Source organism: Brevundimonas sp. (assembly GCF_031082345.1).
Classification (GTDB): domain Bacteria; phylum Pseudomonadota; class Alphaproteobacteria; order Caulobacterales; family Caulobacteraceae; genus Brevundimonas.
Genome location: NZ_JAVHLH010000063.1, coordinates 1 through 12,145, shown reverse-complemented (window position 1 = coordinate 12,145; position 12,145 = coordinate 1). Strand labels below are relative to the sequence as shown.

Annotated in this window: 15 protein-coding genes; 7 read left to right on the top strand and 8 right to left on the bottom strand. The window is 69.5% G+C overall.

Annotated elements, in window-relative coordinates; genetic code table 11:
• From RDU12_RS06115 to RDU12_RS06100, 4 genes are all read right to left on the bottom strand, one after another.
• On the bottom strand, positions 1 to 704 hold a 704-nt coding region (locus tag RDU12_RS06115), incomplete at its 3' end, for a glycoside hydrolase family 3 N-terminal domain-containing protein (protein WP_308684270.1).
• A 94-nt stretch (positions 705 to 798) separates the two neighbouring features.
• Positions 799 to 1,152, bottom strand: coding sequence for a cytochrome c family protein (locus tag RDU12_RS06110; protein ID WP_300289816.1), 354 nt, complete (start codon positions 1,150 to 1,152; stop codon positions 799 to 801).
• A gap of 12 nt (positions 1,153 to 1,164) precedes the next feature.
• Positions 1,165 to 2,133: a lyase gene (locus RDU12_RS06105; RefSeq protein ID WP_300289817.1), complete on the bottom strand. Its 969-nt coding sequence runs from the start codon at positions 2,131 to 2,133 to the stop codon at positions 1,165 to 1,167.
• 52 nt (positions 2,134 to 2,185) lie between these two features.
• Positions 2,186 to 2,425: a hypothetical protein gene (locus tag RDU12_RS06100; protein ID WP_300289818.1), complete on the bottom strand. Its 240-nt coding sequence runs from the start codon at positions 2,423 to 2,425 to the stop codon at positions 2,186 to 2,188.
• Between the two features lie 233 nt (positions 2,426 to 2,658).
• On the opposite strand from RDU12_RS06100, the gene RDU12_RS06095 reads away from it, so the two are divergent.
• The 7 genes from RDU12_RS06095 to der all read left to right on the top strand — a co-directional run bounded on the left by RDU12_RS06095 (position 2,659) and on the right by der (position 8,906).
• A complete protein-coding gene (locus RDU12_RS06095; protein ID WP_300289819.1) occupies positions 2,659 to 3,057 on the top strand; it encodes a DUF6249 domain-containing protein in 399 nt (132 codons plus the stop codon).
• A gap of 25 nt (positions 3,058 to 3,082) precedes the next feature.
• Positions 3,083 to 3,643 (top strand): RNA polymerase sigma factor, encoded by a 561-nt coding sequence (locus tag RDU12_RS06090; RefSeq protein WP_300289821.1) that lies wholly within the window; start codon positions 3,083 to 3,085, stop codon positions 3,641 to 3,643.
• Positions 3,633 to 4,052, top strand: coding sequence for a hypothetical protein (locus RDU12_RS06085; protein WP_300289822.1), 420 nt, complete (start codon positions 3,633 to 3,635; stop codon positions 4,050 to 4,052). The genes RDU12_RS06090 and RDU12_RS06085 overlap by 11 nt, the downstream gene beginning before the upstream one ends.
• A gap of 79 nt (positions 4,053 to 4,131) precedes the next feature.
• Positions 4,132 to 4,968 carry a 3-methyl-2-oxobutanoate hydroxymethyltransferase gene (gene panB, locus RDU12_RS06080; RefSeq protein ID WP_300289823.1) on the top strand — a complete coding sequence of 279 codons (837 nt, stop codon included), beginning with the start codon at positions 4,132 to 4,134 and terminating at the stop codon, positions 4,966 to 4,968.
• Between the two features lie 79 nt (positions 4,969 to 5,047).
• Entirely contained in the window at positions 5,048 to 5,806 is a 759-nt protein-coding gene (locus tag RDU12_RS06075; protein WP_308684269.1) for a tetratricopeptide repeat protein, read from the top strand.
• 23 nt (positions 5,807 to 5,829) lie between these two features.
• Positions 5,830 to 7,251, top strand: a complete 1,422-nt coding sequence (locus RDU12_RS06070) for a PQQ-like beta-propeller repeat protein (RefSeq protein WP_300290742.1) — start codon at positions 5,830 to 5,832, stop codon at positions 7,249 to 7,251.
• 32 nt (positions 7,252 to 7,283) lie between these two features.
• A complete protein-coding gene (der, locus tag RDU12_RS06065) occupies positions 7,284 to 8,906 on the top strand; it encodes a ribosome biogenesis GTPase Der (RefSeq protein ID WP_300290745.1) in 1,623 nt (540 codons plus the stop codon).
• A 96-nt stretch (positions 8,907 to 9,002) separates the two neighbouring features.
• Here der and RDU12_RS06060 read toward each other — a convergent pair whose 3' ends face one another.
• From RDU12_RS06060 to purF, 4 genes are read right to left on the bottom strand one after another with little or no spacing between them, the layout of a single operon-like run.
• Entirely contained in the window at positions 9,003 to 9,317 is a 315-nt protein-coding gene (locus tag RDU12_RS06060; RefSeq protein WP_300290747.1) for a hypothetical protein, read from the bottom strand.
• Positions 9,318 to 9,319: 2 nt separating this feature from the next.
• On the bottom strand, positions 9,320 to 10,072 hold the full coding sequence (locus RDU12_RS06055; protein WP_300290749.1) for an SDR family NAD(P)-dependent oxidoreductase: 753 nt from the start codon (positions 10,070 to 10,072) through the stop codon (positions 9,320 to 9,322).
• 46 nt (positions 10,073 to 10,118) lie between these two features.
• Positions 10,119 to 10,463: a VOC family protein gene (locus RDU12_RS06050; RefSeq protein ID WP_300290751.1), complete on the bottom strand. Its 345-nt coding sequence runs from the start codon at positions 10,461 to 10,463 to the stop codon at positions 10,119 to 10,121.
• A 6-nt stretch (positions 10,464 to 10,469) separates the two neighbouring features.
• Positions 10,470 to 11,975, bottom strand: a complete 1,506-nt coding sequence (gene purF, locus RDU12_RS06045; RefSeq protein WP_300290754.1) for an amidophosphoribosyltransferase — start codon at positions 11,973 to 11,975, stop codon at positions 10,470 to 10,472.
• Positions 11,976 to 12,145 lie beyond the last annotated feature (170 nt).

Genomic DNA, 12,145 nt, shown 5'->3' with positions numbered 1-12,145 from the left:
GCCTCGGCCGCGCCATAGGCCGCGAAATGCTTGGGACAGGCCAGAAGCGACGACCAGGCCTTCAGGTCGTCGCCCTGGAAGCCCCGGGTCCGCGCCGCGGCGAACAGATTGCCCAGCAGAACGTCCTCGCCGGCGCCCTCGACGACCCGGCCCCAGCGCTGGTCGCGGCCGATGTCGACCATCGGGGCGTAGGTCTGGTGCACCCCCGCCGCGCCGCCTTCGACGGCAGCCGCCCGCGCGGTGCGCTCCGCCAGGTCCACATCCCAGCTGGCCGCCTCGCCCAGCGGCACCGGGAAGGTGGTGCGCAGGCCGTGCACGATGTCGGCGGCGAACAGCAGAGGAATGCCCAGCCGGCTCTCCCGGACCGCCATCTCCTGGACGAAGCGGGTGGTCGCCGCGCCGACGCCGTTGAACAGCGCCCCCATCCGGCCCGCCCGGATCTCGGCGGCGGTCTGCTCCTGGTTGGAGTCCAGCGTGTCGCCCGGGTTCACCCCCTCGGGCCGCCAGCGGAACGGATCGTTCTGCAGCGTCAGCTGGCCGGCCTTCTCCTCGATCGTCATGCGCGCGATCAGGGCGTTGACCCGCTCCAGATCAGCCTGGGCCTGCGCCGCCGCGATCCGCGGCGCCATCATCAGCCCGGCCGCCAGCGCGCCCCCGGCCAGAAGGGTGCGGCGGGTCGGCGCGGGGAGGGGCAGGTGACGCATGTAACCGGTTCCAGCTGTGAGACGACGCACGACTAAACGGCGCGCCGTCCCGCGCCTACCCTCCGTCGATCACAAGGCGTTGCGTCGCCGCCGCTCAGCGTTGTCGCCGCAGCCAGGCGATCACCGCCGCCCGCTCGCTCGCGGGTCCGCCCTGGAAGGGCATGTCCGTGCCCGGGACGACGGTGTTGGGGTCGGCGAGAAAGCGCGCCAGCGTCGCCTCGTCCCAGACCATCCCGCGCCGGCCCGCCGCGGTCATGGCGTCGGAATAGGGAAAGCCTTCCAGGGTTCCGGCGCGACGACCGACCACGCCCCTCAGACTCGGCGCCGGGCTATCCTGGTCGTCGGCCTGGACCGAATGGCAGGCCGCGCAGCGCTGGAAGGCGCGCGCCCCGGGGTCCTGCGCCGGCTGGAGGGGCGGCGTCATCAGGGTCACGAGCAACCACAACATCCAGTGGGATCCTCAATCTTCGTAGCGGATGACGACCAGCCGGTCCGTGCCCGACTCGGCGCCCCACACCTCGCCCGGCCGGCCCAGCATCTGGCGCACATTGGCGCCGGCCCGGTCGCTGGGGAAGCTCTCGAAGGTCTCGGTCGTCGGGTCGAACCGGACGATGGCGTTGGCCGCGAAGTCGGTCAGCCAGACCTTGTCGGTCTCGTCGACATAGACGGAATAGGCCTTCGGCGCCTCGCCCGGCAATCTCCAGGTCCGCCAGCTGCCGTCGCGCGGGTCGTGAACGCTGACGTTGCCGCTGTTCCACTCGCTGACCCAGATGCGGCCCTGGCTGTCCGACCACACCCGGCGCGCGCCCTGGTTGGGGGTCGGCGGCTCGACGATCGTGGCCTCGCCGGTGTCGAGATCGACCCTGGCGATGTGGCTGCCGGCCAGCGAGGCGTACCAGACGTCGCCCGAGGGCGTGGTGGCGATGCCGTAGGGGCCCCGTCCACGCGGCGCGGCCCAGACCTTCATGTCGTCGGTTGCGGGGTCCAGGCGGCCGTAGAATCCGGTCTGGCCGGTGAACCAGATGCGCCCGCGATGATCGAAGGTGGCGGTGTTCATATTGATCGGGCCGGTCTCCTCCGGCAGCGGCCAGACCCTGACCGCCCGCGTCTCCCGGTCGACCCGCACGATGGCGTTCTGGCCGCCATCGGTGATCCAGGCGTTCCCGTCGGGGCCGACGATGACCCCGTGCGGGGCCGAACCTTCGCCCAGCGGCACGATGGTGGTCTCGCCCGTGTCCGGGTCCAGAATGCCGTGGCCGCCGCCGCGCTGGACGGTCCACCAGACTTCCTCGCCGTCGGGCGTCACGGCGACGTCATGGGCGCGGCCGCCGGGCGGCACGTCATAGTAGCGGACCTGCTGCGCCGAGGCGGGCAGGGACAGGGTGCAGACCGCCACCGGGGCGGCGAGGGCGATCCAGAAACGGTTCACGGCGTGACCTCCTCAGTGCGACGGAGGCATGATAGCGGAAATCCCGGCCCGGTCAGCCTTCGACGTCGGTCTCCGGCCGGTCGTGGCCGTCGGCCCGCTCGGTGACCCAGCGCCCCGACGCATCCGCGTATTCGATCAGGGCGTCCTCGTCCGGGACCTTCTGCTCGCGGGCGGCGGCGACGGCGCCGGCGCGGGCCGAGTCGTGGTCCGGATAGGTCTCGGAGTAGGTGTCTCCGAGCCGATAGGCCCAGCCTCCGTCATGTTCGACGATGCGATAGGTGATCTGGACCATGGGCGGTTCTCCAGCGGGGGCGAATAACGAACGCCGACACAGGGCGAACGCGGGGACAGGCGGAGCAGTTGCAGCCGGGCCGGCGGGCCTGTCGCCGGCCCTGTAGGCAACCGCCTTCAGCCGCCTTACAAAAGTTTCACCCGACCGATCGCATCCGTAGACGGCGCCCGCCGCCTCTTGTCGTCAGAAGGCCGAAGCATCACGCTCCGGTTTCGAGAAAGAGGGGATACCCAATGGACATGACTCCGATCCTGATCGTCGCCATCGTCTTCAGCGCGATCACCGCCATCATCTTCGGCCCGAGCTATCTGAAGTCCCGCGAAAAGCGCGAGATGCAGACCACGATTCGCCATGCCATCGACAAGGGCCAGGACCTGCCGCCCGAACTGATCGACGCCATGACCAAGGACGTGGCCAGCAAGCTGCCGTCGCGGACCCGCGACCTGCGCCGCGGCGTCATCTGGCTGGCTGTCGGCATCGGCTTCGCCGCCTTCAGCTACCTGAGCAACCTCGGCTGGAGCGATCACGACATCCGCGAGGCCACGGGCGCCATGTTTGGTCTGGCCGCCATCCCGGCCACCATCGGCCTGGCCTTCATCGTCCTGAGCTTCTTCAACCCGAACAAGGAGTAGGGTCGGGACGACAGGGGGACATATCATGACCCAGGCCTTGGTCGACCGGCACGACGTCGAGCTCGCCGCCCTAGCGGCGGCGGGCGGACGGCGGGAGTTCGGAGAGCTTGTGCGCCGCCACGGTTCGGCGGTGCGCGCCCTGCTGCGGCGGATGGGGGCCCAGCCCTCGCTCGCTGACGACATCGCCCAGGACGCCTTCATCCAGGCGTTCCAGCGGTGCGGCGAGTTTCGCGGCGAAGGGACGTTCGCGGCCTGGGTCAAGCGGATCGCGGCGCGCCTCTATATCAAGCGGGTCGCCAAGGAAGCCCGCTATGTCGCTGAAGTTCAAACCGAAGACGCCGCGCCCGTGACCGATCATGCGGGCCTGGTGGACCTGGATGAGGCGCTCAAGGCGCTCAGCGAACCCGAACGGCTCTGTGTCTCTCTTTGTCACGGAGCGGGCATGGCGCATCCCGAGATCGCCTCCGCCCTGAATTTGCCACTCGGCACGGTGAAGTCTCATGTCAAACGTGGTCTGGATAAACTCCGCGCGCGGCTCCGGCCGGAACCCGCGCAGCCCTTGGGGAGAACGCAGCATGTCGGCTGACGAGTTCGATCCCTTCGTGGAGCGTCTGTTCGCACAGACGCCCCCCATGCCCGACGCGCCCCTGTTCACCGCCCAGGTCGAGCAGCGGTTGCAGAAGGGCTCCCGGGTCCGCTTTCTGGCCCTGTCGCTGGCCGGTCTGATCGGCGGCGCCGTCGCCGTGCGCGAGACCATGGCGGTCGATATCGAACTGGCCTCGCCCGACAGCGTGGTGGCCGGCGACGCCCTGGGGCAGGGAATTCAGTCCGCCTCGCTGAACCTGCAGGGCGCGATCCAGGCAGGTCTCGAACAGGCCGGCCTCGCCAATCTGGAACTCGGCTCCATGGGCGGCATGCAACTGTTCTGGATCGCGGCCGCCGCCCTGATCGCGGTCGCCGCCGCCGGCGTGATGAAGCTGTCGCAGGAAGTCTGACCGGTTCCCGTCATCCCCGGCCGGGGATGACGGCCCCGCCGCGGACCCCTATCTAGGCTTCCGAACAGGAGGCCCATCCATGTCCAGCCAAAAGCAGGAAACCGTCCGCCGCCTCGCCGCGCCCGACATCCGGGCGCGCAAGGGCGGCGAACCCGTCGTCTGCCTGACCGCCTACGACGCTCCCACGGCGGCGCTGCTGGACGAACATTGCGACCTGCTTCTGGTCGGCGACAGCGTCGGCATGGTCGTCCACGGCATGCCCAACACCGTCGGGGTGACCCTCGAGATGATGATTCTGCACGGCCAGGCGGTCATGCGCGGGTCGAAGCGCGCCATGGTGGTCATCGACATGCCGTTCGGCTCCTACGAGGGCGGCAAGGAGCAGGCCTACGAGAACTGCGCCCGGGTCATGAAGGAGACCGGCGCCCAGGGCGTGAAGCTGGAAAGCGGGCCCACGGTCGCCGAAACCATCGCCTATCTGGTCCAGCGCGGCATCCCGGTCATGGGCCACGTCGGCCTGCGCCCCCAGGCCGTGCTCACCGACGGGGCCTTCAAGGCCAAGGGGCGTACGGACGAGGAGCGGCTGCGGGTCATGGCCGAGGCCGAGGCCACCGCCGACGCCGGCGCCTTCGCCATCGTCATCGAGGGCGTCGCCGAAGGCCTGGCGCGCGAAATCACCGAAGCGGTCGACAAGCCGACTATCGGCATCGGCGCCTCGGCCGCCTGCGACGGCCAGATCCTGGTCACGCCCGACATGCTGGGGCTGTTCGACTGGACGCCGAAATTCGTCCGCCGCTACGCGAATTTGCGCACGGACATCGACCGGGCGGTCGGCGAATACGCCGCCGACGTCAAGGCCCGCCGTTTTCCTGCCGAAGTCGAGACCTACTTCTCGAAAAAGCCGGTTTCGCCGTAACGGCCGCGTTGCGGCGGATGGTGTGAGCCTCTAGGGTCCGGCCGGTTGGATTTTCTGCGACTTTTGGGGCGACGTATCCGTGGTTGATGTCTTCGATCAGGTCGAGGAGGAGCTTCGCTCCGATCGATACAAGCGGCTGGCCCGCACCTGGCTGCCGGTCGTCGGCGGCGTGCTGCTGCTGGCCCTGATCGCCGCCCTGGCGTGGTGGGGTTGGCAGACGATGGAAACTTCGAAGGCGGACAAGGCCTCGATCGCCTATCAGCGCGGCCTCGAATCGCTCGAGGCCAACAACCTCGTCGGGGCCGACGCCGCTTTCACCCAGGCCGCCGATGAAGGCAACGCCGCCTACAAGGCCCTGGCGCTGCAGCATCGCGCGGGCATCGCCGTGCAGCAGAATCGCATTCCGGCCGCCGTCGAACTGTTCGACGAAGCCGCCGGGGCGTCGAGCGATCCGCTGTTGCGCGACCCCGCCGTCTACAAGGCGGCCATGGTCCTGATGGACACCGCCTCGCTCGAGGATCTTCAGGCCCGGCTCGAGCCGCTGACCGAAGAGGGCCGGCCGTTCCGCGCCTTCGCCCGTGAAGCGCTGGCCATGGCCCAGTTGCAGCACGGCAAGACGGCCGAGGCCCGCTCGACCCTCGTGGTCCTCAAGAACAGCCTCGATACGCCGAGAGAGATCAGCCAGCGCGCCGAACTGGCGATTTCCGCGATCGATGACGGCACCGCCGCCAATCTCCCCGCCGTCACCCGGGCCATGGCCGAGCTCGAAGCCGAGACGGCCGCCGCCCCGCCCGCGCCGCGCGCCCAGACCGCCCCGGCCGAGGCGGCCCGCCCGTGAACCCCGCTTTCAGGACGTCCGCCATGAACCGCGTGCTCAAAGTCGCCCTGCTGTGCGGCCTCGCCGCCTCCGTCGCCTCCTGCGGCACCATCCGCAAGGCCCTGCCGTTCGGCCTCGGCGGCGGGGACGAGCCCCAGGCCACGGCGACCGAGGGGCAGCGCGTCTCGGTGCTGGAATTCGACCAGCAGCTGGCGCCGGCCGCCGCCCTTTCGGGCCGCGACTTCTTCCTGCCGGGCCCCCAGCCGGCCACGGCCTGGACCCAGCCCGGCGGCAACGCCGACAACGCGGTCGAGCACGTCGCCGCGGCTCCGGAATTCGCCGTCGCCTGGCGTCGCGACATCGGCGCCGGCTCGTCCAACACCCGCCAGGTCATGGCTCCGGTCGTCGCCGACAACGGCCGCGTCTTCGTCATGGATGGCGAGGCGACGGTCACGGCGGTCGATTCCTCCAGCGGCTCGGTCGCCTGGAAGGTCAGCGTCAAACCCGACGAGCAGGAGTTCCGGCGCGGCCTGTTTGACTTCGGCTTCGGCGGCAGTTCGACGGGCGGCGGTTTCGGCGGCGGCGTCGCCGTCGGCGTCGGCAAGGTCTTCATCGCGTCGGGCTATCGCACCGTCACCGCGGTCGATCAGTCCACCGGCGCCGTGCTCTGGACCACCCCGGTCGACGTCCCGATCCACGGCGCGCCCACGGTCTCCGGCGCCCGGGTCTATGTCATCGACGTCGAGAACCAGATGTTCGCCTTCGACGTGAACACCGGCCAGCAGGTCTGGGCCTATCGCGGCATCCCCGAACCCGCCCGCATCATGCGCGCCTCCAGCCCGGCCGTGACCGGCGACACCGTCATCGCGCCGTTCTCCTCCGGCGAACTGGTGGCCCTGCGCGCCTCCACCGGCCAGCCCGTCTGGCAGCAGGAGTTGTCGAACACCAGCCGCACCAGCGCGCTGTCGGAGATCCGCGACATCGCCGGCCGCCCGGTGGTCAGCCGCGGCGTCGTCTACGCCGTGGGCCACTCCGGCGTGATGTCGGCCATCGATGTCCGCACCGGCGAGCCCAAATGGGAGCTGCCGGTCGCCGGCGTCAATGCGCCCTTGCCCACGGGGGACGTGGTCTATGTCGTCTCCAAGGCCGGCGAGCTGACGGTCGTCAACCGCGAGACCGGCCAGGTCTACTGGACCCGCAACCTCAATGAGGGCCGCGTCCGTCAGGAAGGCGGCTTCTTCGGTTTCTGGGACCGCACGGTGCGTCCCACCTGGTCCGGCCCGCTGCTGGCGTCGAACCGGCTGGTGCTGACCAACTCCGACGGCGAACTGGTGGCTTTCGACCCCAAGACCGGCGCGCAGACCGCCTCCGTCCGCCTCGGCGGTCCCGCCTTCATCGCGCCGGCCGCCTACAACGGCGCGCTGTACGTGCTCACTGACCGGGGCCAGCTGGTCAGCATTCGCTGACCGATCGCCTCAAACTGCGTTAGAAGGCCGACATGGCTCTCAAAGTCGCCATCGTCGGCCGCCCCAATGTGGGCAAGTCGACCCTGTTCAACCGTCTGGTCGGCAAGCGCCTCGCGCTGGTCGACGATCGCCCCGGCGTGACCCGCGACCGGCGCTACGCCGACGGCAACATCGGCGACATCGATCTGACCCTGATCGACACCGCCGGCTATGAGGACGTCACCGACGAGAGCCTCGAATCGCGGATGCGCGAACAGACCGAAGCGGCGCTCGAAGACGCCGACCTGATCCTGTTCATGATGGATGCCCGCGAAGGCGTCACCGCCCTGGACCGCATCTTCGCCGAGCGCCTGCGTCACCAGCACAAGCCCGTCGTCCTGCTGGCCAACAAGTCCGAGAGCCGCGAGAGCGGCGGCGGCATCGGCGAAGCCTATGCCCTCGGCTTCGGCGAGCCGGTGGCCATCTCGGCCGAGCACGGCGAGGGCATGGCCGATCTCTATGCCGCCATCGTCGCCGCCAGCGCGGACATCTTCATCGAAGAGGTCGACGAGCCCGACAAGCCGATCCGCATCGCCATCATCGGCCGCCCCAACGCCGGCAAGTCGACCCTGATCAACCGTCTGATCGGCGAGGACCGCATGCTGACCGGCCCCGAGGCCGGCATCACCCGCGACTCCATCTCGGTCGACTGGGAATACGAAGGCCAGAATATCCGCCTGGTGGACACCGCCGGCATGCGCCGCAAGGCCCGGGTGCAGGAGAAGCTGGAAAAGCTGTCGGTCGCCGACACCATCCGCGCCATCACCTTCGCCGAGGTGGTCGTCCTGGTCATGGACAAGGACGACGCCTTCGACACCCAGGACCTGCAGCTGGCCGACCTGGTCGAGCGCGAGGGCCGGGCCCTGGTCTATGTCGCCGCCAAATGGGACCTCGAGACCGAGCCCCAGTCCCGTCTCGCCAAGCTGACGCAGATGGCCGACGACAAGCTGCCCCAGCTGAAGGGTTCCCCCTTCGTGGCCCTGTCCTCGCACAGCGGCCGCGGCGTCGAGCGGCTGATGCCGGCCGTGCTCCAGGCCCACGTGACCTGGTCGGTCAAGGTCAAGACCAAGGACCTCAACACCTGGCTGGCCATGGCCACCCAGAGGCATCCGCCCCCCGCCGTCGACGGCAAGCGGATCAAGCCCAAATACATGGCCCAAACCAAGGCCCGCCCGCCGACCTTCGTGCTGATGGCCAGCCGCGCCGAGGCCATGCCCGAGCAGTACAAGCGCTATCTGGTCAACAACCTGCGCGAATCCTTCGACCTGCCGGGCACGCCGATCCGCCTGATCGTCAAGGCGGGCAGCGAGAACCCCTATGCGCCGGGCGGCTCCAAGTCAGGTCCCGAACGCTACAAGGGCGACGCCAAGACCGCCCCGCGCCGGGTGCTCAAGAAGGCCGAGAAGGCTGACCGCCTGTCCAATCTGCCGGGCAAGGCGCTGGAGCAGAAGAAGACCGGCAAGGGCAAGACCAAGCCGCTGGCCGGCCTCAAGTCGAGCGCCAACAAGAAGGCCGGCTCGTCGGTCGCCGTCCAGAAGGGCGCGCGGGGAGGGGCCCGGCAGGTGTCGCGCTCGGGCCGGGTGCGGACCGGTCAGAAGCACCTGCCGAAGAAGTAAGGGGCCGCCGTCGGTTCAGCGGCCGCGGGCCGCCAGAAGCGGCATGAAGCCGAACGCCGTCTGGGCGATGAGGCCGATCGCGCCCGCCGGGGTGGCCTAGGCCGCGACCTGCTGCGCCAGCGGGCGTCCGAACAGCAGCAACGACATCGCCGTCTCGACAGCCATCAGCAGGGCGAATGCGGCGAACCCCATCGCCAGTCTCACCGACGCGTCCGGCGGAACTGAAAATCGGCGGGTGCTCCATCCAGCGGCGAACCAGCTGGCGAGCAGGATAATCGGCGCCTCGACAAGCACGGCCACGACGTCGCCGGTCATGGGCGCCACGAAGAGGGTGCGGACAACGCCCAGCAGGAACGCCAGGCTGAAAACGATCGCGAAATACGCCGCCGCTGCGGCGAGCGTTCGGCGCATCGTCAGATCAGGGCCGCTACGCCCGGCCCCTCGCTCCACTCCTTGAACTTCACCTCCAGCGGCGGCTCGATATCGCCGCGCGCAAGCTCCACGATCAGCGGACCGATGGCCGACGGAGGCGTCACGGTCTCCGGATCCTCACCCGGATAGGCCTGGGCCCTCAGTTGGGTCCGCATCCGGCCCGGATCGACGATCGACACCCGGATCGGCATCGACTCGATCTCGTCGGCCCAGCACTTCATCAGCGCCTCGGCCCCCGCCTTGGTCGCCGCATAGGCGCCCCAGAAGGCCTTGGGCGCGCTGGCCACGCTGGTGGTCACATGGATCACCCGACCGGCGTCCGACGCCTTCAGCAGCGGCTCCAGCGATCGGATCAGGCGATAGACGGCGGTGAAATTGGTCTTCTCGACCTTGGCGAAGCCGCGCGGGTCGGCGTGGCTGACCGGCGTCAGGCCCTCCGCGCCCATGGTCGCCGCCGCCTGCACCCAGATGTCCAGCCGGCCGAAGCGCTCGAACAGGGCCCCGCCCAGCCGGTCGATGGCTCCGCCGTCCACCAGGTCGAACGGGATCAGGGTCGCGTGCTGGCCGGTCGCGGCGAAGATGGCGTCGTCCAGCTCCTCCAGCCCGCCCTGGGTCCGGGCGGTGGCGATGACGTGGGCCCCGGCCTTCGCCAGCGCCAGGGCGCTCTCATAGCCGATGCCGCGCGAGGCCCCGACGACGAGGGCGATGCGGTCTTTCAGGGGAAGCTCTGACATGGCGGCCTGATAGCGCGCCGCCGCGCCCGCCGAAAGCGAAACCGGCTCAGAAGCCCGGGGCGGGCTGCCACAGGCTGAAGCTGACGCCCTGATCGTCAGAGACCACGGCCGTCCGCCCGGACTCGCTGTCCGACGGCACGGCGGCCCGGCCGCCCAGCTCCACCACCCGCTCGCACAGGGCGTCGACGTCGTCGACGCGGAAATACAGGTGCTCGTTGTTCTTCGCCCGTTCGACCTTGGTGAAGCCGAACGGCGGCTGGGCCCCCGCCACATGGGCGTAGGTCGGATGCGACTGGGCCTCGTCGAAGGTCCAGCCGAACAGGGCGGAATAGAAGGCCCGCGCCTTGTCGATGTCGTGCGTGTCGATGGTGAAGTAGCCGAGCTGGATCATGAGATCCTAAGCGCTCACCAGCAGTGAAAGTTGCCGGGCGGCGACTTCGCGTCCGCCTTCCTCGATCTCGCGGTCGAGCAGCCGGGTCGGATACTCGCCGGTGAAATAGTGGTCGGTGAACTGCGGCTGGCGCGGGTCGCGCGGGCCGGCCTCCATGGCGTCGTAGAGTCCGTCGACCGACAGGAAGCCCAGCGAGTCGACCTCGAGGTGGGCCCGCATTTCTTCCAGCGTGTGGTTGGCGGCGATCAGCTGGTCCCGCTCGGGCATGTCGATGCCGTAGAAGTCCGGCCACAGGATCGGCGGCGAGGCCGAACGCAGATGGACTTCGGTCGCGCCCGCGGCCCGCACCGCCCGGACCAGCTTGACCGAGGTGGTGCCGCGCACGATCGAATCGTCGATCAGCACGACCCGCTTGCCCTCCAGCACCGACCGGTTCGGGCTGTGCTTCATCCGCACGCCCTTCTGCCGGGCGCCCTGGCTGGGCTGGATGAAGGTGCGGCCCAGATAGTGGCTGCGGATGATCCCCATCTCGTAGGGGATGCCGCTCTCCTGCGCATAGCCCAGCGCCGCCGGCACGCCTGAGTCCGGCACCGGCACCACCACGTCGGCCTCGACGCCATGCTCGCGCGCCAGCCCCCGGCCCATGCGCTTGCGCACCTCGTAAACCGACTTGCCGTTCACGATGCTGTCCGGCCGCGAGAAGTAGACGTATTCGAACAGGCAGGGCCGGGCCCCGCGCGTCGGGAAGGGTTTCAGCGACTGGAGGCCGTTCTTGTCGATGACCACGATCTCGCCGTGCTCGACGTCGCGCTCGAAGGTCGCGCCGATGGTGTCCAGGGCGCAGGTCTCCGAGGCCAGCACCCAGGCCTCGCCCAGCTTGCCCAGCACCAGCGGGCGGATGCCCAGCGGATCGCGCGCCCCGATCATCTTCGACCGGGTCTGGCACACCAGAGCGTAGCCGCCCTCGATCCGACCGACGGCGTCGATGAAGCGGTCGACGATCTTGGCTTTGCGGCTGCGCGCGATCAGGTGGAGGATGACCTCCGAGTCCGAGGTCGACTGGAAGATCGAGCCCTCGGCGACCAGCTGGTTCCGCAGGAACAGGAAGTTGGTCAGGTTGCCGTTGTGGGCGATGGCGATGCCGCCCTGGTCCAGATCGGCGAACATCGGCTGGATGTTGCGCAGGAAGCTGCCCCCGGCGGTCGAATAGCGGGTGTGGCCCACGGCCGCCATGCCGGGCAGGCGGTCCGACAGGTCCGAACCGCCGAAGGCTTCGCCGACCAGCCCCATATGGCGTTCGGTGTGGAAACGGGTGTCGCGGACGCTGGCGATGCCGCAGGCTTCCTGACCGCGATGCTGCAGGGCGTGCAGGCCTAGGGCGACGATGGCGGACGCGGCGTCGGGATCCGCGCCCCACACGCCGCAGACGCCGCACTCGAGGCGCGGGCGATCGTCATCGGCGTCACGCCAATGCTCGCGGTGAACGACGGGGTCGGCGATGGAATGGGACATCGTCGGGGCTCCGATGACCGGGTTACGCGACTAGGGGGCGGTGCGCGGGGAGGTAGGCCCGGAATCTGTCGGGGGCAAGGCGTCTTCGTCCTTAAACCCTTCGCTTACGGACGAACTGACCACCGGCGTCAGCGCGTCGGCGCCCCGGCCGATGCCCGGCAGCACGATCT

Bases quoted from the DNA above. Each gene is read 5' to 3' on its own strand.
- RDU12_RS06090 (WP_300289821.1), top strand. From the start codon at position 3,083: ATGACCCAGGCCTTGGTCGACCGGCACGACGTCGAGCTCGCCGCCCTA.
- RDU12_RS06060 (WP_300290747.1), bottom strand. From the start codon at position 9,317: ATGCGCCGAACGCTCGCCGCAGCGGCGGCGTATTTCGCGATCGTTTTC.
- RDU12_RS06050 (WP_300290751.1), bottom strand. From the start codon at position 10,463: ATGATCCAGCTCGGCTACTTCACCATCGACACGCACGACATCGACAAG.
- RDU12_RS06070 (WP_300290742.1), top strand. From the start codon at position 5,830: ATGAACCGCGTGCTCAAAGTCGCCCTGCTGTGCGGCCTCGCCGCCTCC.
- RDU12_RS06100 (WP_300289818.1), bottom strand. From the start codon at position 2,425: ATGGTCCAGATCACCTATCGCATCGTCGAACATGACGGAGGCTGGGCC.
- der (WP_300290745.1), top strand. From the start codon at position 7,284: ATGGCTCTCAAAGTCGCCATCGTCGGCCGCCCCAATGTGGGCAAGTCG.
- purF (WP_300290754.1), bottom strand. From the start codon at position 11,975: ATGTCCCATTCCATCGCCGACCCCGTCGTTCACCGCGAGCATTGGCGT.
- RDU12_RS06085 (WP_300289822.1), top strand. From the start codon at position 3,633: ATGTCGGCTGACGAGTTCGATCCCTTCGTGGAGCGTCTGTTCGCACAG.
- RDU12_RS06110 (WP_300289816.1), bottom strand. From the start codon at position 1,152: ATGTTGTGGTTGCTCGTGACCCTGATGACGCCGCCCCTCCAGCCGGCG.
- RDU12_RS06055 (WP_300290749.1), bottom strand. From the start codon at position 10,072: ATGTCAGAGCTTCCCCTGAAAGACCGCATCGCCCTCGTCGTCGGGGCC.
- panB (WP_300289823.1), top strand. From the start codon at position 4,132: ATGTCCAGCCAAAAGCAGGAAACCGTCCGCCGCCTCGCCGCGCCCGAC.
- RDU12_RS06095 (WP_300289819.1), top strand. From the start codon at position 2,659: ATGGACATGACTCCGATCCTGATCGTCGCCATCGTCTTCAGCGCGATC.